We start from the raw sequence: 25,801 nt of genomic DNA, 5'->3' as shown, positions 1-25,801 counted from the left end.
GAGCCGTTGTCCTACCCTTGTGCTGGCCATTTCTCGTCGCGCGAGGATTCACACGTAAAGCAAATTGACGTGTCTGGGTTGGAAATATATCGAAACATGAATAATGGCTTTTACGTTTGAAATCGTGATTCCAGGTGTGTCACGAATAAATGGCCTTTTACCGGAGGTCTTGCGTTTGGCTCATCGAGTCCTGAAGACGATTGGCGTGGCCTGCTTGGGTGTTGCGCTCACCGCGTGTGGCACCACGGAGTCCGCGCCGGACGAGGCGAAGGCGCCCGAGGTGAAGGCGGGGTCGGACATCCAGCAGTCGCTCAAGAAGCTGCCGAGCGCGGGCGTGGCGGGGGCGCACACGGACGGCGTGCCCGACACGCTGGTGGGTGAGCTGGGCAAGGTGGAGCGCACGCTGTCGGCGCTGGGCGTGGGCCAGGCGGCGTTCGCGGCGGCCCCGGCGCTGACGGACATCGCCCCGGTGTTCCGCCTGCGCGCCGACGACCTGTTCCTGCAGCGCGCGCGCACGGACAACCAGGGCAACCAGCACCTGCGCTATCGCCAGACGAAGAACGGCCTGGAGGTGGTGGGCGGTGAGCTGATGCTGCACGTGCGCCCCGACGGCAACGTGTACGCGGCCAACAGCTCCGCCCGTGACGGCGTGGACCTGCCCGCCACGCCCCGCGTGGACGCCGCCGCGGCGGCGAGCGCGGCGGCCCGTGCCACCGCCGGCACCGGCATCGCCTCCGAGGGCCAGCCCCGGCTGGTCTACGTGCGTGACGACGCGGGCACGCTGTTCCTCGCCTGGCACGTGCGCGTGACGGGCACCCAGCCCTCCGGCATCCCCCTGGTGGACAACGTCTACGTCGACGCGCTCGGCAAGGCGGGCGTCGTGGCGCGCCACCCGCTCATCCACACCGCCCGCAACCGCGCGGTGTACACGGCCAACAACGGCACCACGCTGCCGGGCACCCTGCGCCGCGGCGAGCTGGGCGCGGTCACCAACGACGCGCACGTGGACCAGAACCACACGCAGCTGGGCTACACGTACGACTGCTACCAGACGCTGTTCGGCCGCGACTCGTTCGACAACGCGGGCGCGGAGCTGCGCAGCACCGTCCACTACAGCAGCAACTACGTGAACGCCTTCTGGAACGGCAGCCAGATGGTGTACGGCGACGGCGACGGCGTGAACTCCATCGAGCTGGGCAAGGACCCGGACGTCACGGTGCACGAGCTGACGCACGCGGTGACGGAGCGCGAGTCCAACCTCATCTACTCCGGCCAGTCCGGCGGTCTGAACGAGGCGCTGTCGGACACCTTCGCCGCCATCTGCCAGAGCTGGGCGTCCGGCACCTGGAGCACCGCGCCCGCCATCTGGATGATTGGCGAGCAGGTGTGGACGCCGAACACGCAGAACGACGCCCTGCGCTACATGGATGACCCGAGGAAGGACGGCGTCTCGCTGGACCACCTCGACAGCTACACGTCCAGCACCGACGTGCACTACAGCTCGGGCATCCCCAACCTGGCCTTCGCGCTGCTCGCCAAGGGCGGCACGCACCCGCGCGGCCGCACCACCATCAACGTGCCGGCCATCGGCGTCGAGACGGCCGCGCGCATCTGGTACAAGGCCAACACGGACATCTTCACGGAGGGCACCACGTTCCTCCAGGCGAAGACGTGGACCATCCAGGCCGCGGCGGACCTCAACTACAGTCAGGCCATCCAGGACGCGGTGAAGGCGGCCTGGGAGGCGGTGGGGGTCAACGGCGTGTGGACGCCGCCGGTCTCCATCCCGCTGACCAACGGCACGCCCGTGACGGGCATCTCCGGCACGCTGGGCAACGAGAAGTACTACTCGCTGGTCGTCCCCGCGGGGACCACCAAGGTGGTGTTCACCACCACGGGCAGCTCGGGTGACCTGGACCTGTACGTGGGGCGCGGCACCCAGCCGACCACGTCCAGCTACGTGTGCAGCTCCGCGGGCAGCAGCAGCACGGAGACGTGCACCCTCAACAATCCGACGGCGGGCACCTACCACGTCCTGCTCTACGCGTACTCGGCCTACTCCAACGTGACGCTGACGGGCACGGCGAGCGCCACCGTGGGCAACGTGCTGCAGAACAACGTGCCGGTGACGGGCCTGTCCGCCGCCACCAGCGCCAGCGTGAACTACACGATGGACGTGCCGGCCAACACCCGCGTGACGTTCGCCACCAGCGGCGGCACGGGTGACGCGGACCTGTACGTCCGCTTCGGCTCGGCCCCCGGCACGGGCTCCGGCACCTACGACTGCCGCCCGTACCTGGGTGGCAACGCGGAGACCTGCCAGCTGACGAACACCACGGCGGGCAAGTACTACGTGATGGTGCGCGCCTACTCGGCCTTCACGGGCGTGACGCTGAAGGGCTCCTACTAGCTCCAGGAGCTTCGAGGTTCGGGGTTGGACGGCGACACCCGGGGGGCCATCATGGGCCTCCCGGGTGTCGCTTTTTCCCGGGGCACGCAAGGGAGCATGCGGATGGCACGTGACAGCGCGGCGAAGCCGGGTGGCACCTCGTTGGGCCGGTACGGCTGCGGCGTGTCGCTGCTGGTGTTCGTGCTCGTGCCGGGACTGGTGCTGTTCTTCTCCTGGCTGAGCGCGCGCGTCCTGACGCCGCGCAGGGAGCGGCAGGTGCAGGCGCGCATCGCGGGGTTCTGCGGCGAGGTGAAGGCGGGCGAGCTGCCCGAGGACGCGCTGGAGCGCTCGCGCTCGCTGGGCTACCCCGTCCGGCTGGAGGGCTCCGTCGCGAAGCGGCTGCGCATCCTCCGCTTCGACGCGCCGGTGAGCCAGATGCTGGGCTGTGAGCTGCACACGGACGCCGCGGGCCGGGTCAGCGCCACGAAGCCCTATGTCATCTCGATGGAGTACGAGGACTTCTGAGCCTCGGGGTCGGTCGGCAGCTCGACGGTGAAGGTGCTGCCCTCGCCGGGGGTGCTCTCCACGTGGATGGAGCCCCCGAGCGCGGTGAGGATTTCGCGCACCAGGTGCAGCCCCAGGCCCAGGCCGCCGTAGGCGCGCACGGAGACGGCGCGCTCGAAGCGCTCGAAGATGTCGGCGAGCCGGTCCTCCGCGATGCCGATGCCCCGGTCCGTCACGCTCACGCGCACCCGCCCGTCGTCCTCCCACGCGCGCAGGGTGATGGGCTTGCCCGGGCCGAACTTGAGCGCGTTGGACAGCAGGTGCACCAGCACCTGCCCCAGCCGCGCGCCGTCCCAGTTCCCCCACAGCGGACCGTCGATGTGCAGCTCCAGCGCGCAGCCGGCGCGCTCCAGCGGCTCGGCGAGCCTGCTGGCCGCGTGGCGGATGAGGTCCGCCAGGTCCACGCGCGACAGGCGCAGGTCCATGCGCCCGGCCTGGAGCCGTGAGATGTCGAGCATCTCCTCCACCAGCGTGGCCAGCTTCAGCGTCTGGCCGTCCAGCGTGCGCAGCGCGCGCACGGCGTGGGGCGGCAGCCCGGGCGGCGTGTGGCGCAGGAGCGTCTGCACCATGAGGCGCAGCGAGGTGAGCGGCGTGTTGAGCTCGTGGGAGGCCACGCTGAGGAACTCGTCGCGCAGGCGCACGGCGTCCTGGGCCTCGCGGTAGAGGCGGGCGTTGTCCAGGCAGACAGCCACGCGGCGCGACAGCTCCTGGGCGAGCCCCAGGTCCGCCTCCGTGTAGCGCCTTCCGGGCGCGCCGGAGACGAAGGTGGCGACGCCCAGCGTCTTGCCTCCGGCGATGAGCGGCACGTGCATGGCGGCGCGTGAGCCGATGTCGCGCAGGGTGTCGATGTACTCCTGGCCATGGCCATGCTCGCGCAGGATGAAGTCGGGGACGTCCTCGCGCAGGAAGGGCTGGCCGGTGCGCAGCGCGTGGACGAGGGCGGGCGGGGACGTCCAGTCCACCGGGTACCGCTCCAGCATCTGCTTCAGCCGCGCCTCCTTGCGCGCGTCCACGTGCGTCGCCGACAGCACCCTCAGGTGCTCGCCGCGCTCGACGACGGTGACGATGCACCAGTCCGCCAGGAAGGGCACTACGCGCCGCATGGCGTTGCCCAGCATCACCTCCACGTCCAGCGACTCGGCCAGGGCCAGTCCCGTGTCCGCCAGGAAGCGCACGGCCCGCTCCGCGCGGCGGCGCTCCTGCACCTCCACGTGGAGCTGCTCGAACAGGCGGCTGTTCTCCAGCGAGATGGCGATCTGCGACGACAGCGTGCGCAGCACGCCCACGCGCTCCGGGGTGAAGGCGCGCGTGGCCAGGTCGTTCTCCAGGTAGAGCACGCCCACCGTGTTGCCGTGGCGCTGGATGGGCACGACGAGCGCGGACTTCACCGCGCGGCGGACCACGTAGGCGTCCCCCACGAAGCGGCCCTGGTGCGCGGCGTCGGCCAGCACCAGCGTCTCACCGGTGTGGAAGGCGTGCTCCACCAACGTCACCGGCACCTGGGGGCTCGACTCCAGCGGGGTGCGCTCCAGGCTGACCGGCTCGGAGCTGGCGCCCACGGCGCACACCTGGAGGCTGCCGCCCTCGTCCAGCACCAGCGCCCCGCGCGTGGCCCCCGCCGCCTCGAAGCACACCGCCATCAGCTTCTCGAGCAGCCGGTCCAGCACCACCTCGCTCACCAGCGTCTCGGAGGCCTTGAGCAGGGTGAGCAGGTCCAGCGAGGCCCCCGGCGGCGTGGGGCCCGTCGTGATGGCGCCGGGCTCCGTCCAGGGCCGGTCCAGCCGCGTCGCCAGCTCCGGGAACTCCTCCTCCAGCTGCGCCACCTTCGCCTGCGCGCCCCAGCGCACGTAGCAGTCCAGCGCCGCGCGCAGGTACAGCGGCACCAGGCGCCGGTGGCCCTGCTGCTGGTGGAACCGCCCCGCCAGCTCGTGGGCCAGGGCCTCGTCCTGGAGGAAGCCCTCGGTGTGCGCGCCGTCGATGGCGCTGTCGTACAGCCGCATCGCCTCCAGCGCCCGGTCCTCCAGCCGCGCCACCTCCGCCGCCACCAGCTGGTGCTTGTGGCGGAAGTTCTCCGGGCACGTCCGGGCCCACGCCTCCAGCCTGCGCTGGTTGGCCTCCACGTGGGACAGCAGGGCCTCCTTCTCCAGCGGTGTCCGCGACGCGCGCGCCAGGAGCGTCAGCGAGGTGAGCACGTTGAAGTCCACGTTGCGGAAGAAGCCCTGCGTGTAGTGCACGTAGGGCAGGGCCTCGCGCGACATGCGCAGCGCCTCGTCGAGGTCGCCCATCACGTAGGCGACGAACAGCTTCATCATCGCGAGCAGGTAGAGGTTGGTCTGCTCCACCCGGTCCGACGCGAGGTAGGCGCTCTCGTCGAAGTCGTCGTCGTCCAGCCGCGCCGGCGTGCGCGTGCGGCCCTGGAGCGCGCGGATGGCCTGACGGTAGAGCAGGGACACGTCCACCATGCCCTGCACGTTGGCGCGCCGGGAGTAGGAGAGCGCGGTGTCGATGGAGCCGAGGATGCGCACCAGCTCGGTGCCCATCGCCAGCTCCGTGGAGACGACGGTGGTGAGCGCGTAGCTGGTGAACTGCAGGTCACCGCTGGCCAGCCCCGTCGTCACCGCCCGGCGCAGCAGGGACAGGCTGGTGCGCAGGGGCGCGCGCCAGTGGTTGACGTTGAGCGTGAGGCTGATGAGCGCCCGGCACTCCTGCCTGGCGTCGCCCAGCTTGCGCGCGAGCGCCACGCCCAGGTGTCCGTAGGCCTGGGCCTCCTCCACCTCGCCCCGGCTCGCCAGCAGCATGCCCTGCACGGCGTACACGGCCGGGGCCCAGCGCGAGCTGCCATGCTCCAGCGTGAGCGCCAGCGCCAGCGTGTTGAGCCAGGCGAACAGGTCCGGGTCCACGAAGAAGGCGGGCGTGACGAGCTCCGACAGCAGCTGCACGCAGGCCAGGTGCGCGCTGTCCGTCATCATCGGCGCGTCCAGCAGCGCCTCCACCCGGCGCCCGTCCAGGTGCCGGCGCACGCGCGCCTGTCCCTCGGCGAGCGCCTCCGTGTAGCCGTGCTCGGGCAGCTCCACGCCGAACAGGCGCAGCCCCTCGCGGCCCGCGGCGAGCGCCTCCGGGTAGCTGCCCGTCATGAGGTTCGCGAGCACCTGGAGCACGTACAGGTCCGCCTTCTGCGTCGCGGACGCGGCGTGCGTGTGCGCGGTGTGCAGCAGCTCCTCCGCCAGCCTCCCGTTGCCGGAGAGGTACGCGCACTCTGCGGCCTCCCGGTGCACCTGGAAGAGCCGGGCCTGTCGCCGAAGTCCCCCGTCCGAGGGCAGCAGCGACAGGCCGCGGGTGAAGTACACCAGCGCCGCGCCGAAGGCGGAGGCCCCCTTGGCCTTGAAGCCCGCGCGGAAGAACAGCTCCGCCAGCTGCTCGCGCTCCTCTCCGTCGCTCAGCTGGCCGAGGCCCCGGTACAGGTGGTCCACCACCGCGAACAGGCGCTCCTCCAGCGCCTCGCCCCTCGCGCCGTGCCACAGCTTGCGTCCCACGGCCAGGTGCAGCGCCTGACGCTGGTCCTCGGTGAGCAGCGAGTACGCCGCCTGTCGGACGCGGTCGTGCGCGAAGCGGTAGGTGGCCTCGCGCCGAGCGCCGTCCGTCGTCGCCGGCGCGCGCGCGGGCTCGCTCTCGGGGACGAGCAGCCCTTCTCGCAGGAGGCTCCACAGCGCGGAGGCCGCGTCCTGCTCGTCCTCGTCGACGAGCGACGACAGGAGCCCCAGCTCCACCTGGTCCCCCAGGCACGCGGCCACCTCCAGCACGTACTGGGTGCGCTCGGGCAGGCGGCGGATGGCGGCGAGCAGCAGCTCCACCACGTTCTCCGTCACCTCCACCCGGGACAGCCGCTCCAGCTCCCAGGTCCACGTGCCGCGCTCCCAGTCGAAGCGCAGGAGCCCGGATGCGTGCAGCAGGCGCAACAGCCGCGTGAGGAAGAGCGGGTTGCCCGCAGTCTTGCCCGCGAGCAGCCGGGCCAGGGGCGCCACCCGCGCGGGCTCCAGCTGGAAGGTGTCCGCGCACAGCGCGGTGACGGCGCCGACCTCCAGCGGCGCCAGCTCCAGGTCCTGGACCGGCAGCGTGTCCTGCTCCGCGAGCACGTCGAGCAGGCGCGACAGCGGGTGTCCGGGGCCCACCTCCTGCGGTCGCCACGCGCCGATGAAGAGGACGTGTCGCGAGCCCGGGTCCGTGCACAGGCTCTCCAGCAGGTGGAGCGAGCCGGGGTCCGCCCACTGCAGGTCATCCAGGAACAGGATGAGCGCGTGCCGGGGCGTGGCCAGCGACTGCACGAAGGACTGGAAGAGCAGGTGGAAGCGCGCGGCGGCCTCCACCGGTCCCAGCGCGGGCGGCACCGGCTGCGGTCCGAGCAGCACCTCCAGCGCGGGCACCACGTCGGTGATGACGCGCGCGTGCGGCCCCAGCGCACCCAACAGGCGCTCGCGCCAGAAGTCGCGCGACGGGGGCGACTCCTCCAGCAGCTCGCGCATCAGCCCCTGGAACGCCTGCACGAAGGCGGCATAGGGCACGGTGCCCTGCAGCTGGTTGAACTTGCCGGTGAGCAGCCGGTCTCCAGGGAGCGCGTCGCGCGCCAGCTCGTGCACCAGCGCGGACTTGCCGATGCCCGCCGCGCCCGACAGCAGCACCAGCTCGCTTCCGCCCCGGCGCACGCGCTCGCGGGCCGCGCGCAGCGCCTGCTGCTCGGGCTCGCGGCCGTACAGGCGCTCCGGGAGCGACAGCTGGTGGGCCAGGTCCAGCCGCCCCAGCGTGAAGTCCCCGTCGTTCTGACGCCGGCTGGCCTCGAGCAGGTCCGACAGGAGCGAGTCGGCGCCCTGGTAGCGCTCCTCCGGCATCTTCGCGAGCAGCTTGAGGACGATGTCCGAGACGATGCGCGGCACGGCGGGGTTGACGAAGGCGGGCGGCACGGGCGCGCGGGCCAGGTGCGCGTGCACCAGCTCCACCGGGTCCGGGGAGGTGAACGGCGGCAGCCCCGTGAGCAGCTCGTAGAAGGTGGCGCCCAGTGAGTACAGGTCCGCGCGGTGGTCGATGGGCCGGTTCATCCGTCCCGTCTGCTCCGGGGCGACGTACGGCAGGGCCCACTGCAGCTCGCCGGGCAGCTCCCCGCTGGGGGCGATGCCCGAGACGCGCGTGGCCAGGTCCAGGTCGATGAGCGTCAGGTGCGTGCCGTCGGCGCTCATCACCAGGTTGGTGGGGTTGAGGTCGCGGTGGATGACGTGCTGCTCGTGCAGGCGGGTGAGGATGCCGGTGAGCTGGAGCGCCAGCGCCATGAAGCGCTCCAGGTCCACGGGCTTGCGGCGCAGCCACTCCTGCAGGTTGTGCGGCCCCGCGTCCTCCAGCACCAGCGCGGGCGGGTGCGAGGGCGCGTCCTCCAGCGACACGACCCGCGCGAGGTCGGGCACGGTGTCGCGCAGCCCGGTGAGCAGCGCGTGCTCGTGGCGCAGCATGGGCGCGCTGCCGGCGGCGAGCGGCCCCTGGCGGACCTGCTTGATGATGAGGGGCCGGCCATCGCGTGCCCAGGTGCGGAACACGACGTACCGGCGTCCCCGATGGATTTCCTGAAGGCCTTCGGTGCCCGGCGCCTGCCACATCGTTCGTCCCCGCCGCGAGGCGAGGTCCTCCGTCCGTCCCCCAGGCGCGCGGACGTTTCCACGCGCGGGCGGGCCCGTTCCCTCAGGATTTGGACGAAGGCGCCCCTCGGCACGCGGGAGCGCAGTCGACAGCGGGCAGCGGGGCGGGGCCTCGCGGCATGCCCGGGCGACGAGCGGCTTCAGCTGACGCGGCGCAGCTCCGGCAGGTCCTCCGGCTTGAGCGCCCAGGGCGGCGTCGCGGGCAGCGCGGACAAGAAGCCCGTCTGCACCGCGGGGAAGCCATCCACCTGGGCCGCGTCCGGGAAGAGCGAGCCGGGGCGCACCATGCTGCCCGCGCCGACCAGGCAGCCTCGCCCCAGCCGGCTGCGGTCGCAGAGGATGGCGCCCGCCTCCACCACGGTGCCCGCGCCCACGAAGCAGCCGTGCACCAGGCAGCCCGGTCCGATGATGGCCCCATCCTCCACCACCAGCGTGCCCCCCGGTTGCAGCTGCACCACGGCGTTGGCGTGGATGCGCACGCCCGCGCCGATGCGCAGCGGCGCGTGGGACTCGCCGATGATGCGCACGCCGGGGCCGATGATGGCGCCGGGGCCGATGAGCACGTCGCCCGTCACCTCGGCGGAGGAGAACAGGGTGGCGGTGGGGTGGACGAGCGGGTGCTTGTCTCGGAGGGAGTAGAGCTGTCCCATGGGTGCATCCTCGGCGCGGTCTCTGGCGAAGAAAGGGGTGAGGGGTTGTTGGGGAAGGGTGAGTGAGCCGCCGCGCGAGGCGCGCAGCCGCTCCAGGTCGCCGGTGTCCACGCGCCGCACGACGCGCGCGGGCCGGCCGACGACGACGGAATCCGAGGGCACCCACATGCCGGAAGGCACCAGCGCCCCATCCGCCACCAGGCAGCGGTCGCCCAGCCGGGCGTCCGGTTGGAGGATGGCCCCCGGGCCCACGTCGCACAGGTGGCCCACCGACGCGCCGAGCACCAGGCTGCGCGGGCCCAGCGTCGTCTTCTCGCCCACCACCACGGGATGACGCGCGGTGCCGACGACGGTGGTGTTCTCCCGCAGCGTGGAGCCCGCGCCCAGTTGAACCGCGCCCTCCGGAGAGCAGACCACCGCGCCCTGCGCGAGGTGGACTCCGGGTCCCAGGTGCACGCGCCCCAGCACGCGCGCACTGCTGGCCAGACGGAAGTGCGCGGTGCCCGGACTGGGGACTGACGGGAACAGCGAACGAGAGAAGCTCGGCATCATGAGTGGGCGCAAGCTACACCTCGCCTCGGCGATGAAGGACCGCCCGGAGGCGCTGGAGTGGTGTCGGAGGTGCAACGGCGAACAGCGCGTAACCCGGCCCCGGGTCTGGGGTGGGTGACGGCCATCCACGCCCGCCCGGGCGCGGAGGACAAGGCCGAGCGTGCGCACCCGCCCCGCCGCGAGGCGCCGTGCGGGTCAGCCGGCCGCGCGCCGCGGCGTCCTGGACGCCGTCGCCCCTTCCTGACAGAAGGGCCCGAGGCTCGGCGGGGCGGTCCAGGAGGCAGCACACATGTCGCAGGTGGAGGGGCGGGAGTCCGTGCCGCAAGAGGGGTTCTGGGCGTCGCTGAAGGAGGCCATGCACGGCACGGAGAAGGACCTCACGGGGCTGCCCGTGAAGCGCGCCATCTTCCTGCTCGCGGTCCCCATGGTGCTGGAGATGGTGATGGAGTCCATCTTCGCGGTGGTGGACGTCTTCTTCGTCGGGCGGCTGGGCGCGGATGCGGTCGCCACGGTGGGGCTGACGGAGTCGTTGCTCACCATCATCTACGCGGCGGCCGCGGGGCTGAGCATCGGCGCCACCGCGCTGGTGTCGCGGCGCATCGGTGAGAAGAACCCGGAGCAGGCCGCGCGCACGGCGGTGCAGGCGATTGGCCTGGGCGTGTTCCTGGCCATCCCCCTGGCGGTGGGCGGCGTGGTGTTCTCGCGCTCCCTGCTGGAGCTGATGGGCGGCGAGCCGTGGGTGCTGGAGCACGGCGTGCGCTACACGCAGGTGATGCTCGGCGGCATGGGCACGGTGCTCCTGCTGTTCCTCATCAACGCCATCTTCCGGGGCGCGGGGGACGCGGCCATCGCCATGCGGGTGCTGTGGCTGGCCAACGCCATCAACATCGTCCTGGCGCCGATGCTCATCTTCGGCGTGGGCCCCTTCCCGGAGCTGGGCGTCATGGGCGCGGCGGTGGCCACCACGTTCGGCCGGGGCTGCGGCGTGGTGTACCAAATCTACCGGCTGGCCCGGGGGAGCGGGCGGCTGCGCGTGCGCTGGGAGCACGTGCGGCTGGAAGTGGGCACCATGCTCTCCATGCTGCGGCTGTCGGGCGCGGGCACGGCGCAGTCGCTGGTGAACACCACGAGCTGGGTGGTGCTGGCGCGCATCGTCTCCACCTTCGGCAGCCAGGCGGTGGCGGGCTACACCATCGCGATGCGCATCGTGCTCTTCGCGCTGCTCCCCTCGTGGGGCCTGGCCAACGCGGCGGCGACGATGGTGGGCCAGAGCCTGGGCGCGCGTCAGCCGGAGCGCGGCGAGCAGGCCGTGTGGACGGCGGGGCGCATCAACGCCGTGTTCCTGGGCTCGTTGGGGGTGTTGTTCGTCGCCTTCGCCCAGCCGCTGGTGGGCGCCTTCTCCCCGGACCCGGTGGTGGTGGACCACGGCTCGCACGCGCTGCGCATCATCAGCGGAGGCTTCCTCTTCTACGCCTTCGGCATGGTGCTGACGCAGTCGTTCAACGGCGCGGGGGACACCACCACGCCCACGCTCATCAACGTGTTCTGCTTCTGGATTCTGGAGCTGCCCCTGGCGTGGGTGCTGTCGGGGCCCCTGAAGATGGGGCCCTCGGGGGTGTTCCTCTCGCTCACCGTGGCCTTCTCCGTGCTGGCGGTGCTCGCGGCCCTCCTCTTCCGCAGAGGGCGCTGGAAGCTGCGCCAGGTGTAGGCGCCACGTCAGACGCCGTGCGCGCCGCCCGCGGACTCGTCCCAGAAGGACGCCTCAATCTTGTGGCCGTCCAGGTCCTTCACGAAGCAGCCGTAGTAGGGCGCGCCGTACTGCGGACGGGGCCCGGGGGCGCCGTCGTCGGTGGCGCCCGCCGCGAGCGCGGCCTGGTGGAAGGCGTGCACGGCCTCCTTCGATGCGGCGATGAAGCCGAAGTGGGTGCCATTGCCGACGTTGGCGCGCTGCCCGTCGATGGGGGCCTGCACCCAGAACTCGGGGAACTGCTTGCCGTAGGCCACGGCGTTGGGGAAGTCGAGCACCCGCTTGCAGCCGAGGGTGCCGAGGACGGCGTCGTAGAAGGCCACGGCCTTCGCGAAGTCGTTCGTGCCGAGGGAGACGTGGGAGAGGATGCTCGGGTTCGAGTCGCTCATGCGTGCGGCTTTAACCCGGCCCGAGCCTCCTCGCGCGCCCAATCGCTCAGGGGCAGTAGGGGCAGGACGGCATGCCCGGGTTGTCCGCCTCGAACTGGGCGTACACGCGGCAGTTGTCGTCGCGCCGCGACGTCTGGCCCTGGCAGCCGTAGTGGTACGCGGCCTGGCAGAAGGAGGAGGACTGCGGGTCGGCCGAGGGGCCCGAGTACGGGCTGTTGCACGCGCTCGACGTACCGCCGCACTCGTCCGCGTCGTCCTTCAACTCCGAGTAGGAGCAGGAGCTGCCCTCGCCATACGCGGAGCAGGTGCTGTCGGACGGACACCACTTGCAGGCGTTGGCGACGTACTCACTGGCGCAGCCGCCACAGGTGGAGATTCCGGTACAGACGTCGTCCTCGAAGCAGGCGGTGAGTCCGAGGCACGACACGAGGAGCGCGAGCAGGGCGATGGGGCGAAACACGAGGACTCCGGGAGTCGGGGGTGACGCTGGGAGTCTCCCCGGAGCGGTTCGTCCCGGGCAATGAGTCCGAAAACATCCAGGTGCCCCCGAGCCCACGCCTCACCGTGGGGCGAAGAGGCGGACCTTGCGCAGGCGGACGTGGAGTGTCTGGCCCGCGCGCACCTCGAGTGGAGGGGCCACCGCGCGCAGGAGGGTGCTGCCGACGGGGAAGCGGTACTCGGCGGCGTGGCCCAGGAACAGGCGCGCGGACAGGGGCAGGGGCGTGCCGTGCTCGCCGAGCTCCACGTCCTCGGGGCGGACCACCAGGGTGGTGGGGCCCGGCGGGGTGGCGGGAGTCCCGGGTGGCAGCGCGAACCCTGTGCCTCCAGGGGTGGTGTGGAAGTGGCCCGCGCGCACCTCGCCCGTGAGCACGTTGGCGCCGCCGACGAAGCCCGCGACGAACGGGGTGGCGGGCTCGCGGTAGAGCGTCTGGGGCGAGTCCACCTGCTCGAGCACGCCCTGGTTCATCACCGCGATGCGGTCCGACAGCGCGAGCGCCTCGCCCTGGTCATGGGTGACGAAGACGAGCGTGGTGCCCAGCTTCGCGCGCAGGGTGGCGAGCTCAGCGCGCAGCTCCTCGCGCAGCGCCGCGTCCAGGTTGGAGAGGGGCTCGTCGAGCAGCAGCACCCGGGGGCTCGCCACCAGGGCGCGCGCGAGCGCCACGCGCTGCAGCTGTCCTCCCGACAGCTCGTGGGGCCTGCGCGTGGCCAGGTGCTCCAGACGGACCTGTCGCAGGGCCTCGCGCACGCGGGTGGCCAGCTCCGCCTTCGGCACGCGGCGCAGCACCAGCGGATAGGCCACGTTCTCCTCGACGCAGCGGTGGGGCCAGACGGCGTAGCCCTGGAACACCATGCCCAGCCCGCGCTGCTCGGGCGGCACGCGCACGCCGGGGCCCGCCACCGTCTCGTCGCCGATGCGGATGACGCCCGAGTCCGGATGCTCCAGGCCCGCGAGCATGCGCAGCGTCGTCGTCTTCCCGCAGCCGGAGGGGCCCAGCAGCGACACCAGCTCGCCCTCGTGGACGTCCAGGCTCAGCCCGCGCACCACGGGCGTGGCGCCGTAGGCCTTGAACACGGACCGCAACGCAATCGCCGCCATCACCGCGTCTCCGTCGCGCGCCGCGACACCAGCGCGAGCACCGCTTGTCCCGCCACCACCAGCGCCACGAAGGCGCACGCGAGCACCGCCGCGGAGGCCGGGGCCGCGTAGCTCTGCAGGTCGAACAGCAGCTTGCCCAGCACCTCCGAGCCCGCGGGCACCAGCAGCACGGACATCGTTATCTCCGTCGCGCACGCCAGGAAGGTCAGGATGAAGGCCACCGTCAGCGCGGGCCGCAGCAGCGGCAGCGGCACGTCCAGGAACGCGCGCAGCGGGCCCGCGCCCGACACGCGCGCCGCCTCCGTCAGCGACGGGTCCAGCTGCGCGAGCGCCTCCGAGGCGCTGCGGGTGCCCAGCGCCAGGTACTTCGCCGCGTAGGCGACGAGCAGCAGCCACGGCGTGTGCGCCAGCGCCAGCACGAAGGCCACGCGGTCCACGAGGATGAAGCGCCAGTCGCGCGAGAACGCGACGAGCAGCGCCAGCGCCAGCACCGTGCCCGGCACCGCGTAGGGCCAGACGGCGAGCGCCTCCATGCCCGCGCCCAGGCGACGCCACGCCCGCTGGAGCAGCGCCGCCGACAGCCCCAGGCCGCACACCAGCGCGCCCGCGCCCGTCGCGAGCAGCAGGCTCAAGCCCGTGGCGCGCAGCGTGCGCGGCTCGAACAGCACGCCGGACCAGTGCGACAGCGTCAACTCCTCCCACGCCAGCCGGGCCCCGAAGCCCCGCTGCAGCGAGGTGAGCAGGATGGCGCCCAGGGGCAGCAGCACCAGCAGCACGCAGGCCGCCGCCACGCCACCGGTGGCCAGTCTCCGCGCGCGGCCCAGTGACAAGGGCCGTGGAGACAGCCCCTTCCCCGCGCTCAACCGCACGCGCCCCGAGCGCCCCAGCGCCCACGTGGCGAAGAGCGACAGCGGCGTGAGCAGCAGCAGCACGAGCGCGAGCGTGCTGGCGCGTCCCAGGCCCTCGTCGCCCAGCAGGACCAGCTCGTAGATGCGCGTGGTGAGCACCCGCGTGGGCGGCGTCGCGGACACGCCCAGGAGGTACGGCACGCCGAACGACGACGCGGCCATCAGGAACACCATCACCGCGCCGGAGAGCAGCGACGGCATCACCAGCGGCACCGTCGTCGTGAGCAGCGCGCGCAGGGGGGAGGCGCCGCACACGCGCGCGGCCTCCTCCAGCGCCGGGTCCACGCGCCTCAGCGCCGCGGCGCCCGCGAGCAGCACGAGAGGGAGGCCGGACACACCCTCGACGAAGGCGATGCCCACCGGGCCGTGGATGTCGAGCGTGCCCGCGCCCAGCATGCGATTGAGATAGCCCGCGCGAGGGCTCGCCAATGACAACCACCCCATGCCCCAGATGAAGGCGGGGATGGCGGAGGGCAGGGTGAAGAGCACGGTGAAGCCGCCGCGCAGCGGCAGGTCCGTGCGGAACAGCAAGAGCGACAGCGGCGTGCCCAGGCAGAGCGCCAGCAGCGCCGCGCCGCCGGAGATGGCCAGCGTGTTGAGCAGCGCCCCCGCCTCCGCGCCCAGGCCGCTCATCCCCGCGTCACCCGTCTGCGCGCCGAGCCCGCGCGCCAGCAGCGCCACCACCGGCCCCACCGCGAAGACGAGCAGCGGCGTAAGCCACGCACCGAGCCCCAGCCACCGCGTGGGCACCCTCATCGCGCGAAGGCCCGGCTGAAGGCTTCCTTGATGGCGCTGCCCCGCGTGAGCCCCTGCTCCAGCAGGGGCGGCGTCCACGGCTGCGTGCGTCGCAGCAGCGCGTCCACGCCCGGCTCCTCGCGAGGGCCCGGCAGCCGGGGGTCCACCGCGTGCATGTCTCCCTTCTCGACGATGAGGCGCTGGCCCTCGGGAGACAGCATCACGTCCACTACGGCGCGGGCGGCCACGGGGTTCGGCGTCCCGGCGAGGATGGCCACGGGGCCGGGGATGGTGACCGCGCCGTCGGTGGGCCAGACGATGTGCAGCCTGCTGCCGCGCGCCCGGGCGGCCAGCGCGTTCTCGAGCAGCAGCACGCCCGCGTCGGCCTCGCCGCTCTCGACCTTCTGGAGCACCGCCGCGTTGCCGCCGGCCACGAGCGCGCCGTGCTCGCGCAGGCCGGTGAAGTACGCCTCGCCGTACCTGGAATGACAGAACACGGCCCACGTGAAGGCGGTCCCCGACGTGAGCGGGTCGCCGATGGCCACGCGTCCCTTCCAGCTCCCATCCACCAGCGCCGCGAACGAGGCGGGCGGGGGCGGCGAGCCCTCGCGATGCACCAGCACCATGGTGGACACGCGGATGGAGGCGTAGCGGGCATCCAGGTCCACCAACGCGCGCGGGGCCCGCAGCACGTGCACGGACGCATACGGCAGGAGGGCCCCCTCGCGCGCGAGCCGCTCGACGAGGAACGGGTCCGACGCGGAGAGGAGGTCCGCGCGCACGGCGCCCGCGGCGCGCTCGGCCTCCAGGCGGCTGGCCACCTTCTCGCTGCCGGCCTGGTACCAGCGCACCGTGACGCCGGGGAGCTTCTCCTTCAGGAGCGGCTCCATCGCGTCCAGCACGTGCTGATACATGGACGTGTAGACCCAGACCTCGCCCGATGGCGCGCCCTCGTGCTTGTTGGCGGCGCCGGACGCAGGCGCCGCGGACTCGATGCGGCACGCGGCGAGCACCGCCAGCGCGACGGCGAGGCCCAAGGCCCGGGCGAGGAGGGGAAGGGACATGGGGGCGGGATTATGCGACACGCCTGCGGAAAGTCCTGGGGGGCGATGTCACGAAAGGACCCACGGGTCGACGACGACAAGGCCAGGTCCAGGGAGGACCCGCATTGCACAACCCGGGATGTGAATGCGACACAGTGGCGCATGTCACGCCGGATGGAAGACGTGGACGTGCGCCCCGAGTCGCTGGACCTGGGGTACCTGGCCCTCTTCGTGGGGCAGCGGATGAACGACCAGGTGCTGGAGGAGCTCCACGGCGCGGGCTTCACCGGGCTGCGCCACTCGCACGGCCATGTCTTCCAGCACCTGCTGGGCGGCGCGCGCTCCATCAGCGAGCTGGCGAAGCTGTTGGGGGTGACGCAGCAGGCGGCGTCCAAGTCCGTCGCGGAGCTGGAGTCGCTAGGCTACGTGGACAAGACGGAGACCGGGGACGCGCGCGTGCGTCAGGTGGCCCTGTCGCCCCGCGGGCTCGCGTCGGTGGAGAAGTCCCGGGCGCTGCGCTCCGCGCTCCAGAAGCGCTTCGAGCGCCAGCATGGCGAAGGCCCGCTGCAGGAGGCCCGCACGCTCCTGGCCGGCATGCTCGTGTCGCTGGGCGGTGAGGACGCGGCGCGCCGCCGCCGGGTGCGGCCGACTCGCTGAGGCCCGACAAGGCGAAGGCCCTCCGCCGTGCCTCGAAGGGGCAGCGGCGAAGGGCCTTCATCCACACCCAGGACTGTCGCGCCGCTACTTGCAGGACCGCGGCGGCATGGCGTCAATCCAATCGGCGATGAGCTGCGAGCCCACGTCATGGCGCAGGGCGCGGCCAATCTCCGGCATCATCTTCCCCGACTCCTCGGTGTGCAGCCGGTACCAGAGGATGGACGTGGAGTGGTCTCCGGGGACGATGTCGAACTCACCGCCCACGCCGCTGCCCGCGGAGCCCGGGCGCTTGCAGTAGCCCAGGCTGAACTCGTCCGTCGTCTTGATGTCCAGGAACAGCCGGCTGGTGATGCCCGGCTGCGCCTTCGGGTTGTGGCAATGCGCGCAGTTGATGTCCAGGTACGTGCGCGCCCGCTCGGCCACCGTGGCCTCCGTGGCGTCGAACGCGTTCGGCGCGCGGGGGATGTTGGCGGAAGGCAGGTTGCCCAGCTTCCCCAGCGCCGCCAGGTGCTGGAGCTGGTTCACCGGCTGCCCGTCGTAGACGTGCTCCCGGTTGAGGTAGCGCGCCTTCACGCCGATGGGCACCAGGTACTGGTTGTCCTGCGCGTCCACCTCGTGGTGGCACTTCTGGCACTGGTTGCGCTGGGGTACCAGGTAGTTGAACGTCTTCTTCACGCCCTCGGCGTCGATGAACTCGAAGTTCTCGAATACGTAGCCGCCGACGACCTTGGTCGCCTCTGTCAGCGCGTCGTTCCAGACGTAGGGATACGCCTCCCAGCCGCTCGGCTGTCGCACCAGGATGCGTGTCTCCAGCGGGCGCACATTCTTGTCCGGCTCCCGGAAGTCCGCCGGGTACGCGAACGTCTTGGTGATGATGGTCCCCACCGGCAGGTCCAACACGTCGTTCGCCGAATACAGCGCCTTCTTGCCGTCCGGCACGTACAGCGTGCGGGACTTCAGCGAGTAGTCGGAGAACAGCGGCGTGGTCAGCTCGTACGGGATGTTGCCCGCCACGGGCTGGAAGTCCCCCGTCGCCGGCGTGCCCGTGAAGAGCTTCAGGTCCGACAGCTTGTTCGGGATGACCACCGTGCCCGGAGGCCCGGCGTCGGGCGTGCCCGCGTCGGGGGGACCCGCGTCCGGCACCCCCGCGTCGGGGGGCCCCGCGTCCGGGCCCGAGTCCGGCGCACCCGCGTCCGGCGTGCCGGCATCCCCTTGCGAGGGATTGCCCGCGTCCGGCGTGGGCTCGTTGCCCGGTGGGTCCTCGTCACCGGAGCAGGCGGCCACCGCCGCGGCGAGCAGCACCGCGGCGAGGCCCAGATGTTTCGTGTACGGCGCGCGCATGGCGACGGGCGTCCTCGGTCCGCTCACTTCAGGGGAGGTCCAGCGCGGGCGCGAAGCCGCGGCAGTTGAACGGCTCGGCGCCCTGGTCGTAGCGCGCCGTCGCGGCCCACGCCGCCGCCGGGTTGGGCGTCTGCGCCGTCAGGTACGCCTGCACCGACTGCAGGTCCAGGTCCACCACCGCCTGCTTCGTCGTGGCCGGCACCGTGTTGTTGTAGAAGCACAGGTTCAGCGCGTTGGGCTCGCGGCCCTCGGCGCGCGGCGCCGGGTCGATGCCGTCCCACAGCACGTGCTCCACGCGCTCCACGCCGTGCACCGCCTTGCCGTACGCGTACAGGTTGAACATCAGCGCGCCCAGCGGGCGCTTCTGCAGGTCCGGCTGGCCGTTGTCCACGTTCGCGCCGCTGCCACCCAGGAACGTGTTGTCGTGGATGGACACATCGCCCGTGTTGAAGTTGAAGAAGCCCGCCGACCACAGGATGGGGTTGGGCTCGATGGCCAGGCCGCTGAGCACCGCGATGTCCACGGAGCCGTTGTCACCCCACGTGTTGCCCACGAACTCCACCCGGCGCGACGCCAGGATGAACGTGCCCGTGCCCGCCGGCACCTGCGACACCGTGCTGCTGCTGGCCGTCACCGACGCGAAGTTCGGCCGGTTGTTGCCCGTGATGGTGTTCTTGGTGATGAGGATGTCGGTGCCCTTGATGGGGTTGCCCGGCAGGTCGAACACCACCAGGCCCGTGGTGTTGTCGATGGCCGTGTTGCCCTCCACGTAGGCGAAGCGCGTGTTCTCGATTTCGATGCCCGCCACGTTCTTCTTCGCGATGTTGCGCCGGACGATGGTGTAGCGCGTCTGGCCCACGTAGATGCCCGCGTCCGCGGCGTTGTACGCCTCGCAGTCCTCGATGAGCACGTAGCGCGACTTCACCGGGTAGATGCCGTACTTGCCGTTGTTCTCGTCGTTCTCCACCGCCCACTCGGTGCGGATGCGCTGGATGAACACGTTGGACGAGTTCTCCACGCGCAGCGCGTCCTTCTTCGCGTTCCACAGCGCCACGTCCTTTACCGTGAACAGCTTGCCCACCACGTCCAGGCCGTTGGTGTTGGCCACTGCGTTGGAGAAGTCCAGCACGGTGCTGGCGGCGCCGCCGGTGCCCTCGCCCTGCGCGCCCCGACCCGCGCCGACGATGGTGATGCCGTCCTGGCGGATGGTCACCGCGTTGTTGAACTTGAACGTGCCCGCGCCCAGCTGCACCGTGGTGCACGGCTGCAAGTCATTGACGGCGTTCTGCAGGTCCTGCTCCTGACCCGGATTGAAGGTCAGCGTCTTGCGCTGCGCATCGGTACACGAGAACTCGGCGGGCCACACGTCACCTGAGTCCGGCGTGCCGGAGTCGGGCGTGCCGGCGTCCGTCGCGGGCTCTCCCGGGCTCGGGTTGGGGCTCGCGAACTGACGGTCCTCGTCGTCGTCCGAGCAGGCGGGAAGGGCCAGCAGACTCAGCGCGGCGACGAGCACGGCACGTGACAGACGGTTCATCAGGGTTCCTCCAGGAGTCGGCCATGCCCCCCTCGTGTCTCGACGGGGAGCGGAGCGGGGCGGGGCCAAGGGATGGCGCGAATCCTCATCCCGCCCGCGCCCGACCTCAAGGGTGAGGTGAGGATTTCCTTCGCGCCTGGGTTTCGTGACGCGCTGCGATGTGCAAGGAATGGCAGGCTGTATTTTTCTCGGGTCGGAGCTTCGTCCACGTGCTGCCCTACTTCCCCTTCGAGCAGGACGCCTACGCCATGGCACTTGGAGTGCGCGCCTTGCGTCCCGGTGAAACACTCATCGAGGTAGACGCAGCGCATTATCGCGCTGAGCTGGCGTTGAAAGCCTCGCTGCTCGGCGAGGACCCGCACGCGCGCTTCCAGGCGCAGCCGGGCACCGGGCCCCAGCAGTGGGAGGTGTTGCGGCTCTTGCTGTCGCGCATGGCCGAGCAGACACCGGAGTCGTTCACCCTGCGGGTCGACGACGACGGGCGCTGGCATTGGCACAACACGCTCACGGGCGACGCGGCCTCCTTCACGCCGGGCCAGGAGGACGGCCTGCCGTTCGCGCCGCTGGATTGGGTGGGGAGGCAGGTGCAGGAGGACCTGCTGGTGCTGGACGGCACGCGCGAGGGCTGCCCGCTCATCGCCGGACAGCTCTGCTTCCCCTCCGGCTGGAGCCTGGGGGAGAAGCTGGGCAAGTCCCTGCTCGCGGTGCACGCGCCGGTGCCGGGCTTCGCCGAGCAGATGGGCCGCGGCACGCTGAAGCTGCTGGAGGGCCTCAAGCCGGGCCGCCCCGTCACCCGCTGCAACTGGGCCGTCACCGTCACCGACAGGCTGTGCATGGAGCCGCGCTCCTTCTCCGAGTGGCGCCACCTCTTCGAGGGCCTCACCCCCGACAACGCCGGGGAGCGCTGCTTCCTGCGCCTGGAGCGGCAGACCTTGAGCCGCCTGCCCCAGACGGGCGCCATCCTCTTCACCATCCACACCTACGTGGCCCCGGTGGCCGGCGAGGTGCCCACGCCCGAGCGCCGCCAGCGCCTGGCCCGCGTGCTCGCCACCGTCCCGGACGACCTGAGCGGCTACAAGCGCCTGGGCCCCCTGCGCGAGCCGCTCCTCGCGTACCTGCGCCGCCCTGGCGCTTGTTGACGCTCGAGCCCGGAGTCCCTTCGCGTTCGTAGGGCCTCGGGATGGTGGGTGGAGAAATATCCTACTCGGATGAAACGAGGGCGGCGGATGGGCGTCGCGGTGCGGCGCCAAGAGGAAGGACGCGCGTTTCTGTAGTAAGTCGCCCCTCCGGAACGAGAGATTGGCGGCGCGCTTTCGCCGCCGCGGCCACAAGCGAAGGAAGGGCAAACACATGCGGAAGATGTGTCTGGTTGCGATGATGCTGAGCCTGACGGCGTGCCAGCCGCAGGGTGCGAAGGACGGGGGCGCCACCGCCACGGCGACGGCGGGCGCGGCGGCCAACCCGCAGACCGAGGACCAGAAGACGCTGTACGCGCTCGGTCTGTCCATCGGCAAGAGCATCAGCGTGTTCGACATGACTCCGGAGGAGCTGGAGTACGTCAAGGCGGGCCTCAACGCCCAGGTGAAGGGCGACAAGCCCGCGGTGGAGCTGGAGACGTACGGGCCGAAGCTCCAGGAGCTGGCGCGCGCGCGCACCACCGCCAAGGCGGAGAAGGAGAAGGAGAAGTCCAAGCAGTTCCTGGACGAGGCCGCCAAGGAGTCCGGCGCCACCAAGACGGAGTCCGGCCTGGTGTTCAAGGACATCACCCCCGGCACCGGTGAGTCCCCGAAGGCCACGGACATCGTGAAGGTGCACTACAAGGGCACGCTGCCCAACGGCACCGAGTTCGACAGCTCCTACAAGCGTGGCGAGCCCACGCAGTTCCCGCTCCAGGGCGTCATCAAGTGCTGGACGGAGGGCGTGCAGAAGATGAAGGTCGGCGGCAAGGCCAAGCTGGTGTGCCCGTCCGACATCGCCTACGGCGACCGCGGCGCGCCCCCGAACATCCCGGGCGGCTCGGCGCTGGTGTTCGAGGTGGAGCTGCTGGAGATCGTCAAGCCGCCCGAGGCCCCCCCCGCTGGCGCGCCGGCCGCTCCCGCGACGCCTCCGTCCGCCGAGCAGAAGAAGTAGTCCGGCCCGCTCCAGTCATTGGAGCGTGGGCACATGGAGGGCTGGCGGGGATGCTCCCTGCCGGCCCTCTTCGTTTGCAGTCATGCGAGCGCCTCAGGGCGCGAAGGAGCGTTCATGCACCGTCACCTGCTGTGGTTGGGTGTGTTGTTGCTGGTCTCAGGCTGCACGCGGGGCAAGCCGGTGGAGGTGCGGCGCGAGCCCTCTCCCACGGGCGCGGTCTCCGAGGCGGAGTTCAAGGCCATGCACACCCTGCGCGACGACGCGCCGCCCGAGCTGAAGGGGCAGGAGGTGGAGGTGGCCGGGACGAAGATGTACCTGAGCCTGCCCGAGGGCGCGAAGGGGCCCCTGCCGGCGGTGCTGGTCCTCCATGAGTGGTGGGGGCTCAACTCGCACATCAAGCACTGGGCGGACCGGCTGGCGGCCAACGGCTACGCGGCGCTGGCGGTGGACCTGTATGGCGGCAAGGTGGCCACCACGTCCGAGGAGGCGCTGGCGCTGGTGAAGGCGGTGGACCACGCGCGCGCGGGGCAGACGCTGGTGGCGGCGCACAAGTTCCTCCAGGAGGACGCGCGCGTGAAGGCCACGCGTACGGGCAGCCTGGGGTGGTGCTTCGGCGGGAGCATGTCCCTGCGCACGGCGATGCTGGTGCCGGAGCTGGACGCGGCGGTGATTTATTACGGTAGCCCGGTGACGGACGTGAACGAGCTGTCGACCATCCGCGCGGCGGTGCTGGGCATCTTCGGGACGCGGGACGCGTCCATTCCGCTGGAGAAGGTGGCGGAGTTCCGCGCGGCGCTGGACCAGCTGGGGATTGCCCACCGCATCGTCGAGCTGGATGGGGAGCATGCGTTCGCGAACCCCTCGGGGGCGCGCTACGACGAGCAGTCGGCCGCCAGGGCGTGGGCGGAGACGTCGATGTTCCTGGAGCACCACCTGAAGCGCTGAGTGGGAGTGTCCAGCGGTCCACACGAGCGAGCCCGGACGCGACACGGTGTTGCGTCCGGGGCCCCGGGTCGGCTTGAACGCGCGCGCGTCAAATCATCGGAGGCGTGGCGTGCCGAGGCTGGGTGTGAGCGTGGTGGTGGTCCTGGGGCTGGTGCTCGTCGGGAGCGGGGCCTGGGCGTCCCGGGCGACGGTCCCCGTCGAGGGGGTCTGGCGTCGGCCGGACGGAGGGCTGGTGCGGGTGGCGGGGGAGGGCACGGCCCCGTTCCTGATGGACTTCGCCTCGCGGCGGCGCTGGCGGTTGGAGCCGAGGGAGCCCGGGGTGTGGGCGCTCGCGGGAAGCCGTCCGGAGGCGCGCGTCACGTGGCGATCGCCGGAGCTGGTGCTCACGGGGGTGAGCGCGGAGCCGATGGTGCTCGCGCCGGCGCCGGTGCGCACCGAGGCGGTGACGGTGTCCGTGGAGGGCGCGGAGCTGCCGGCGACCCTGTGGCTGCCGGGGACGGGAGTGCCCAGGAACGCGGTGGTGCTGCTGCACGACGTGGGGCGGGGCTCTCGCGCGGCGCTGGAGCCCTATCCGGCGCTGCTGGTGGAGCATGGATTCACGGTGCTCACCTACGACGCACGTGGGACGGGGCTGAGCGCGCAGGGTCGTGATGGCCGAGCCACCGATGCCACACGCGCGCCGGGGCTGAAGACGCAGGGCGATGACAAGCGCACCACCGATGACGCTCTCCAGCCGGGACTGAAGAGGCCGGGCGATGACGGCCGCACGACCGAAGACGCTCTCCAGCAAGGGCTGAAGGCGCAGGGGGATGACGGCCTCGCGGCGGTGCGGCTGCTGCGGCAGCGGCTGGGCCCCTCGGTTCGGGTAGGGCTGATGGGCTTCGGGCAAGGCGCGTGGACCGCGGTGAACGCGTCGGCGCGCGCGCCGCAGGAGGTGGGCTTCCTCATCCTCATCTCGGGCGGAGCCGGCGCGGTGTGGAAGCAGGAGCAGCACCGCATGCGCAACGAGGGCCGCAAGCGCGGCCTCACCGGGCCGGAGCTGGTGGACCTGAACGAGTTCCTCGAGGTGCTCCACGACGCGCGCCTGTACGAGGACGGCGGCGAGGCCCGTGCACGCAAGACGCTCGACTTCCACTTCCAGCGCGCGAAGCGCAAGCGCTGGCTCGCGGTGACGCCGCTGTCGTCACTCGGAGACGTGACGGTGGAGCGCTTCCTGGAGCGCCAGCGTCCGCTGTGGCGCGAAGTTCTGTCCTACGACGCGGCCGAGGACCTGCCACGCGTGCGAGGCCCCGTGCTCGCGCTGCTGGGCGAGCGCGACGAGACGACCCCCGCCGCGCTCACGGCGCGAGCGCTCAACCAGGGGCTGTCGAAGCGCGCCGGTGCGAACGACCGCGCACAAGTAAAGGTCATCGAAGGCGCGGACCACGCTCTCGCCGTGGTCACGCGTGAGTCGCCCGCCGTGGAGACGCTGTCCCGGCAGGCGCTGGACACCCTCTCCGCATGGCTGCGCGCCCTGGCATCTCAGTAGGGCTTCTGTCCCGTGTAGTTCCCCGGCGGCGCGTAGTTGCAGACCCAGTACTGCCACGTGGGGAACCTGCTGCCGAACGGCGAGTTCTCCGTGCAAGTCACGGTGGCGCAGCCCACGCGCTTCGTGTCGCGCCACACCACCTGCGTGTAGTGGCCGCACTGCTTGCCCGACGCGCACGAGTTGTTGGCGTAGTTGTAGTCGACGGCCTCATCGCTCCAGCCCTTCACCACCTCCAGCGTGGACATGGAGTTGGGCGTGGCCGCGGTGATGTTCTCACCGTAGGGGCCGCGGTTGGGGTTGTGCCCCCACTGGCACTTCGCCGCCCACGCCTTCGCCACGTCCTCCGCGCCCGTGTCCCAGCCGAGCGGCTCCAGCGCGGGGCTCGGCGTGGGCCTGGCGGAGGCCCGCGTGGCGTTGTGCCCCGTCAGCATGTCCTGCGCGAACTGCGACAGCGACCCGGAGCCCGAGTCGGGCGTACCGGAGTCCGGGCTGCCCGAGCCCCCTCCATCCGGGGTCCCCGCATCCCCCGAAGGCGTGTCGTCATCGTTGTCATCATCGGAGCCGCAGCCGGTGGCGAGGCAGGGCACGAGCAGACCGAGGGCCAGCAGACGTCGGACGGAGGAGCGGTTCATCCCGCGATTATCGACGGCGCCACGGGCCTCCGGAAGGTGTACGCACCCACGCACCCTCCCACGGCGACACCGCGTCTCAGTAGGGCCGCTGTCCCACGAAATTTCCGGGCGGCGCGTAGTTGCAGACCCACAGCTGCCACGTGGGGAAGTCGGCCCCGAAGGGCGAGTTCTTCTTGCACGTCACGGTGGCGCAGCCCACGGCCGTCGTCTTGCGCCACACCACCTGCGTGTAGTGCCCGCACACCTTGCCCTTCTTGCACGTGTTGCGAGCGTGGTCGTAATCGGAGACCTCGTCCGCCCAGCTCTTCACCACCTGCGGCGTGGTCCACGCATCCGGCGTGGCGGCGGCCAGGTTCTCGCCGTACTCACCCCGCTCCGGGTTGTGCTCGAACTTGCAGGCCCTGGCCCAGGAGGCGGCCTGGCGAGCGGCCTCGTCGGACCAGACGAGCGGCGGCAGCGCGGGCTTCGGCGTGGGCCGCGCCTGGGCGCGCGCCTGGTTGTGGGCCTCCACCATGTCGCGCGCGAAGTCCTTCGCCGTGGGCTGCGCGGGCCGGGTCTGCGGAGCGCTCCGGGCCTGCTGTCCCCGGGGCGCGCTGGCGGAGGCCCGCTGGGGCGGCGCGGCCTTGCGCGCGCTGGACTTCGAGGCCGACGCGCAGCCGGGAGGAAACACGAGCAGGAGCAGGACGACTGCGCGGAGCACGGAAGACGGACGCATGCCGAGGATGATGCGTCAGGACGTCCGTCCATGCATGGTGACGTTTTGCGTCCATGCCGCGAGGTCG

Annotated in this window: 19 protein-coding genes; 8 read left to right on the top strand and 11 right to left on the bottom strand. The window is 71.6% G+C overall.

Annotation, left to right across the window (positions count from 1 at the left end; translation table 11 throughout):
- The first annotated feature begins 175 nt into the window (after positions 1-175).
- Both AC6JA9_RS40490 and AC6JA9_RS40485 read left to right on the top strand, forming a co-directional pair.
- Positions 176-2,410 (top strand): M4 family metallopeptidase, encoded by a 2,235-nt coding sequence (locus AC6JA9_RS40490; RefSeq protein WP_408888754.1) that lies wholly within the window; start codon positions 176-178, stop codon positions 2,408-2,410.
- A 102-nt stretch (positions 2,411-2,512) separates the two neighbouring features.
- Entirely contained in the window at positions 2,513-2,914 is a 402-nt protein-coding gene (locus AC6JA9_RS40485) for a hypothetical protein (RefSeq protein WP_483579095.1), read from the top strand.
- Here the strand turns inward: AC6JA9_RS40485 and AC6JA9_RS40480 are convergent.
- Both AC6JA9_RS40480 and AC6JA9_RS40475 read right to left on the bottom strand, forming a co-directional pair.
- Complete coding sequence (locus AC6JA9_RS40480; RefSeq protein ID WP_497958748.1) at positions 2,881-8,592, bottom strand: AAA family ATPase; 5,712 nt, start codon at positions 8,590-8,592, stop codon at positions 2,881-2,883. The genes AC6JA9_RS40485 and AC6JA9_RS40480 overlap by 34 nt on opposite strands.
- A gap of 179 nt (positions 8,593-8,771) precedes the next feature.
- A complete protein-coding gene (locus tag AC6JA9_RS40475; RefSeq protein WP_223750382.1) occupies positions 8,772-9,845 on the bottom strand; it encodes a gamma carbonic anhydrase family protein in 1,074 nt (357 codons plus the stop codon).
- 277 nt (positions 9,846-10,122) lie between these two features.
- Between AC6JA9_RS40475 and AC6JA9_RS40470 the strand changes: the two genes are divergently transcribed.
- A complete protein-coding gene (locus AC6JA9_RS40470; protein WP_497958747.1) occupies positions 10,123-11,541 on the top strand; it encodes an MATE family efflux transporter in 1,419 nt (472 codons plus the stop codon).
- An 8-nt stretch (positions 11,542-11,549) separates the two neighbouring features.
- On the opposite strand, the gene AC6JA9_RS40465 is transcribed toward AC6JA9_RS40470, so the two are convergent.
- From AC6JA9_RS40465 to AC6JA9_RS40445, 5 genes are all read right to left on the bottom strand, one after another.
- Positions 11,550-11,969, bottom strand: a complete 420-nt coding sequence (locus AC6JA9_RS40465) for a VOC family protein (protein ID WP_141327056.1) — start codon at positions 11,967-11,969, stop codon at positions 11,550-11,552.
- Between the two features lie 46 nt (positions 11,970-12,015).
- On the bottom strand, positions 12,016-12,429 hold the full coding sequence (locus AC6JA9_RS40460; protein WP_497958746.1) for a hypothetical protein: 414 nt from the start codon (positions 12,427-12,429) through the stop codon (positions 12,016-12,018).
- A gap of 99 nt (positions 12,430-12,528) precedes the next feature.
- Complete coding sequence (locus AC6JA9_RS40455; protein ID WP_497958745.1) at positions 12,529-13,566, bottom strand: ABC transporter ATP-binding protein; 1,038 nt, start codon at positions 13,564-13,566, stop codon at positions 12,529-12,531.
- A complete protein-coding gene (locus tag AC6JA9_RS40450; protein ID WP_497958744.1) occupies positions 13,566-15,230 on the bottom strand; it encodes an ABC transporter permease in 1,665 nt (554 codons plus the stop codon). Before AC6JA9_RS40450 ends, AC6JA9_RS40455 begins: the two co-directional genes overlap by 1 nt.
- Positions 15,227-16,273, bottom strand: coding sequence for an ABC transporter substrate-binding protein (locus AC6JA9_RS40445; RefSeq protein ID WP_497958743.1), 1,047 nt, complete (start codon positions 16,271-16,273; stop codon positions 15,227-15,229). The genes AC6JA9_RS40450 and AC6JA9_RS40445 overlap by 4 nt, the downstream gene beginning before the upstream one ends.
- 141 nt (positions 16,274-16,414) lie before the next feature.
- Between AC6JA9_RS40445 and AC6JA9_RS40440 the strand changes: the two genes are divergently transcribed.
- Positions 16,415-16,909: a MarR family winged helix-turn-helix transcriptional regulator gene (locus AC6JA9_RS40440; protein ID WP_223750377.1), complete on the top strand. Its 495-nt coding sequence runs from the start codon at positions 16,415-16,417 to the stop codon at positions 16,907-16,909.
- 84 nt (positions 16,910-16,993) lie between these two features.
- Here AC6JA9_RS40440 and AC6JA9_RS40435 read toward each other — a convergent pair whose 3' ends face one another.
- On the bottom strand, positions 16,994-18,250 hold the full coding sequence (locus AC6JA9_RS40435; protein ID WP_305070696.1) for an SO2930 family diheme c-type cytochrome: 1,257 nt from the start codon (positions 18,248-18,250) through the stop codon (positions 16,994-16,996).
- A gap of 28 nt (positions 18,251-18,278) precedes the next feature.
- Positions 18,279-19,784: a parallel beta-helix domain-containing protein gene (locus AC6JA9_RS40430; protein WP_223750376.1), complete on the bottom strand. Its 1,506-nt coding sequence runs from the start codon at positions 19,782-19,784 to the stop codon at positions 18,279-18,281.
- A gap of 209 nt (positions 19,785-19,993) precedes the next feature.
- On the opposite strand from AC6JA9_RS40430, the gene AC6JA9_RS40425 reads away from it, so the two are divergent.
- The 4 genes from AC6JA9_RS40425 to AC6JA9_RS40410 all read left to right on the top strand — a co-directional run bounded on the left by AC6JA9_RS40425 (position 19,994) and on the right by AC6JA9_RS40410 (position 24,387).
- On the top strand, positions 19,994-20,923 hold the full coding sequence (locus tag AC6JA9_RS40425) for a heme-dependent oxidative N-demethylase family protein (protein WP_483579087.1): 930 nt from the start codon (positions 19,994-19,996) through the stop codon (positions 20,921-20,923).
- A 211-nt stretch (positions 20,924-21,134) separates the two neighbouring features.
- Positions 21,135-21,914: an FKBP-type peptidyl-prolyl cis-trans isomerase gene (locus AC6JA9_RS40420; RefSeq protein WP_223750374.1), complete on the top strand. Its 780-nt coding sequence runs from the start codon at positions 21,135-21,137 to the stop codon at positions 21,912-21,914.
- 114 nt (positions 21,915-22,028) lie between these two features.
- Positions 22,029-22,859, top strand: coding sequence for a dienelactone hydrolase family protein (locus AC6JA9_RS40415; RefSeq protein ID WP_223783843.1), 831 nt, complete (start codon positions 22,029-22,031; stop codon positions 22,857-22,859).
- 124 nt (positions 22,860-22,983) lie between these two features.
- Positions 22,984-24,387, top strand: coding sequence for an alpha/beta hydrolase (locus AC6JA9_RS40410; protein ID WP_497958742.1), 1,404 nt, complete (start codon positions 22,984-22,986; stop codon positions 24,385-24,387).
- Here the strand turns inward: AC6JA9_RS40410 and AC6JA9_RS40405 are convergent.
- Positions 24,381-25,019 (bottom strand): CAP domain-containing protein, encoded by a 639-nt coding sequence (locus tag AC6JA9_RS40405; protein ID WP_223750371.1) that lies wholly within the window; start codon positions 25,017-25,019, stop codon positions 24,381-24,383. The genes AC6JA9_RS40410 and AC6JA9_RS40405 overlap by 7 nt on opposite strands.
- A gap of 76 nt (positions 25,020-25,095) precedes the next feature.
- The gene (locus AC6JA9_RS40400) at positions 25,096-25,734 is read right to left on the bottom strand and encodes a CAP domain-containing protein (RefSeq protein WP_223750370.1); all 639 of its coding nucleotides are present in this window, start codon (positions 25,732-25,734) and stop codon (positions 25,096-25,098) included.
- Positions 25,735-25,801 lie beyond the last annotated feature (67 nt).

The organism is Myxococcus sp. MH1 (assembly GCF_059738865.1).
This window is presented reverse-complemented; position numbering and strand designations above follow the sequence as displayed.

Excerpts from the sequence above, each read along its gene's own strand:
- AC6JA9_RS40485 (WP_483579095.1), top strand. The coding sequence starts at position 2,513 with ATGGCACGTGACAGCGCGGCGAAGCCGGGTGGCACCTCGTTGGGCCGG.
- AC6JA9_RS40480 (WP_497958748.1), bottom strand. The coding sequence starts at position 8,592 with ATGTGGCAGGCGCCGGGCACCGAAGGCCTTCAGGAAATCCATCGGGGA.
- AC6JA9_RS40470 (WP_497958747.1), top strand. The coding sequence starts at position 10,123 with ATGTCGCAGGTGGAGGGGCGGGAGTCCGTGCCGCAAGAGGGGTTCTGG.
- AC6JA9_RS40465 (WP_141327056.1), bottom strand. The coding sequence starts at position 11,969 with ATGAGCGACTCGAACCCGAGCATCCTCTCCCACGTCTCCCTCGGCACG.
- AC6JA9_RS40455 (WP_497958745.1), bottom strand. The coding sequence starts at position 13,566 with ATGGCGGCGATTGCGTTGCGGTCCGTGTTCAAGGCCTACGGCGCCACG.
- AC6JA9_RS40450 (WP_497958744.1), bottom strand. The coding sequence starts at position 15,230 with ATGAGGGTGCCCACGCGGTGGCTGGGGCTCGGTGCGTGGCTTACGCCG.
- AC6JA9_RS40445 (WP_497958743.1), bottom strand. The coding sequence starts at position 16,273 with ATGTCCCTTCCCCTCCTCGCCCGGGCCTTGGGCCTCGCCGTCGCGCTG.
- AC6JA9_RS40440 (WP_223750377.1), top strand. The coding sequence starts at position 16,415 with ATGTCACGCCGGATGGAAGACGTGGACGTGCGCCCCGAGTCGCTGGAC.
- AC6JA9_RS40435 (WP_305070696.1), bottom strand. The coding sequence starts at position 18,250 with ATGCGCGCGCCGTACACGAAACATCTGGGCCTCGCCGCGGTGCTGCTC.
- AC6JA9_RS40430 (WP_223750376.1), bottom strand. The coding sequence starts at position 19,784 with ATGAACCGTCTGTCACGTGCCGTGCTCGTCGCCGCGCTGAGTCTGCTG.
- AC6JA9_RS40420 (WP_223750374.1), top strand. The coding sequence starts at position 21,135 with ATGCGGAAGATGTGTCTGGTTGCGATGATGCTGAGCCTGACGGCGTGC.
- AC6JA9_RS40415 (WP_223783843.1), top strand. The coding sequence starts at position 22,029 with ATGCACCGTCACCTGCTGTGGTTGGGTGTGTTGTTGCTGGTCTCAGGC.
- AC6JA9_RS40405 (WP_223750371.1), bottom strand. The coding sequence starts at position 25,019 with ATGAACCGCTCCTCCGTCCGACGTCTGCTGGCCCTCGGTCTGCTCGTG.
- AC6JA9_RS40400 (WP_223750370.1), bottom strand. The coding sequence starts at position 25,734 with ATGCGTCCGTCTTCCGTGCTCCGCGCAGTCGTCCTGCTCCTGCTCGTG.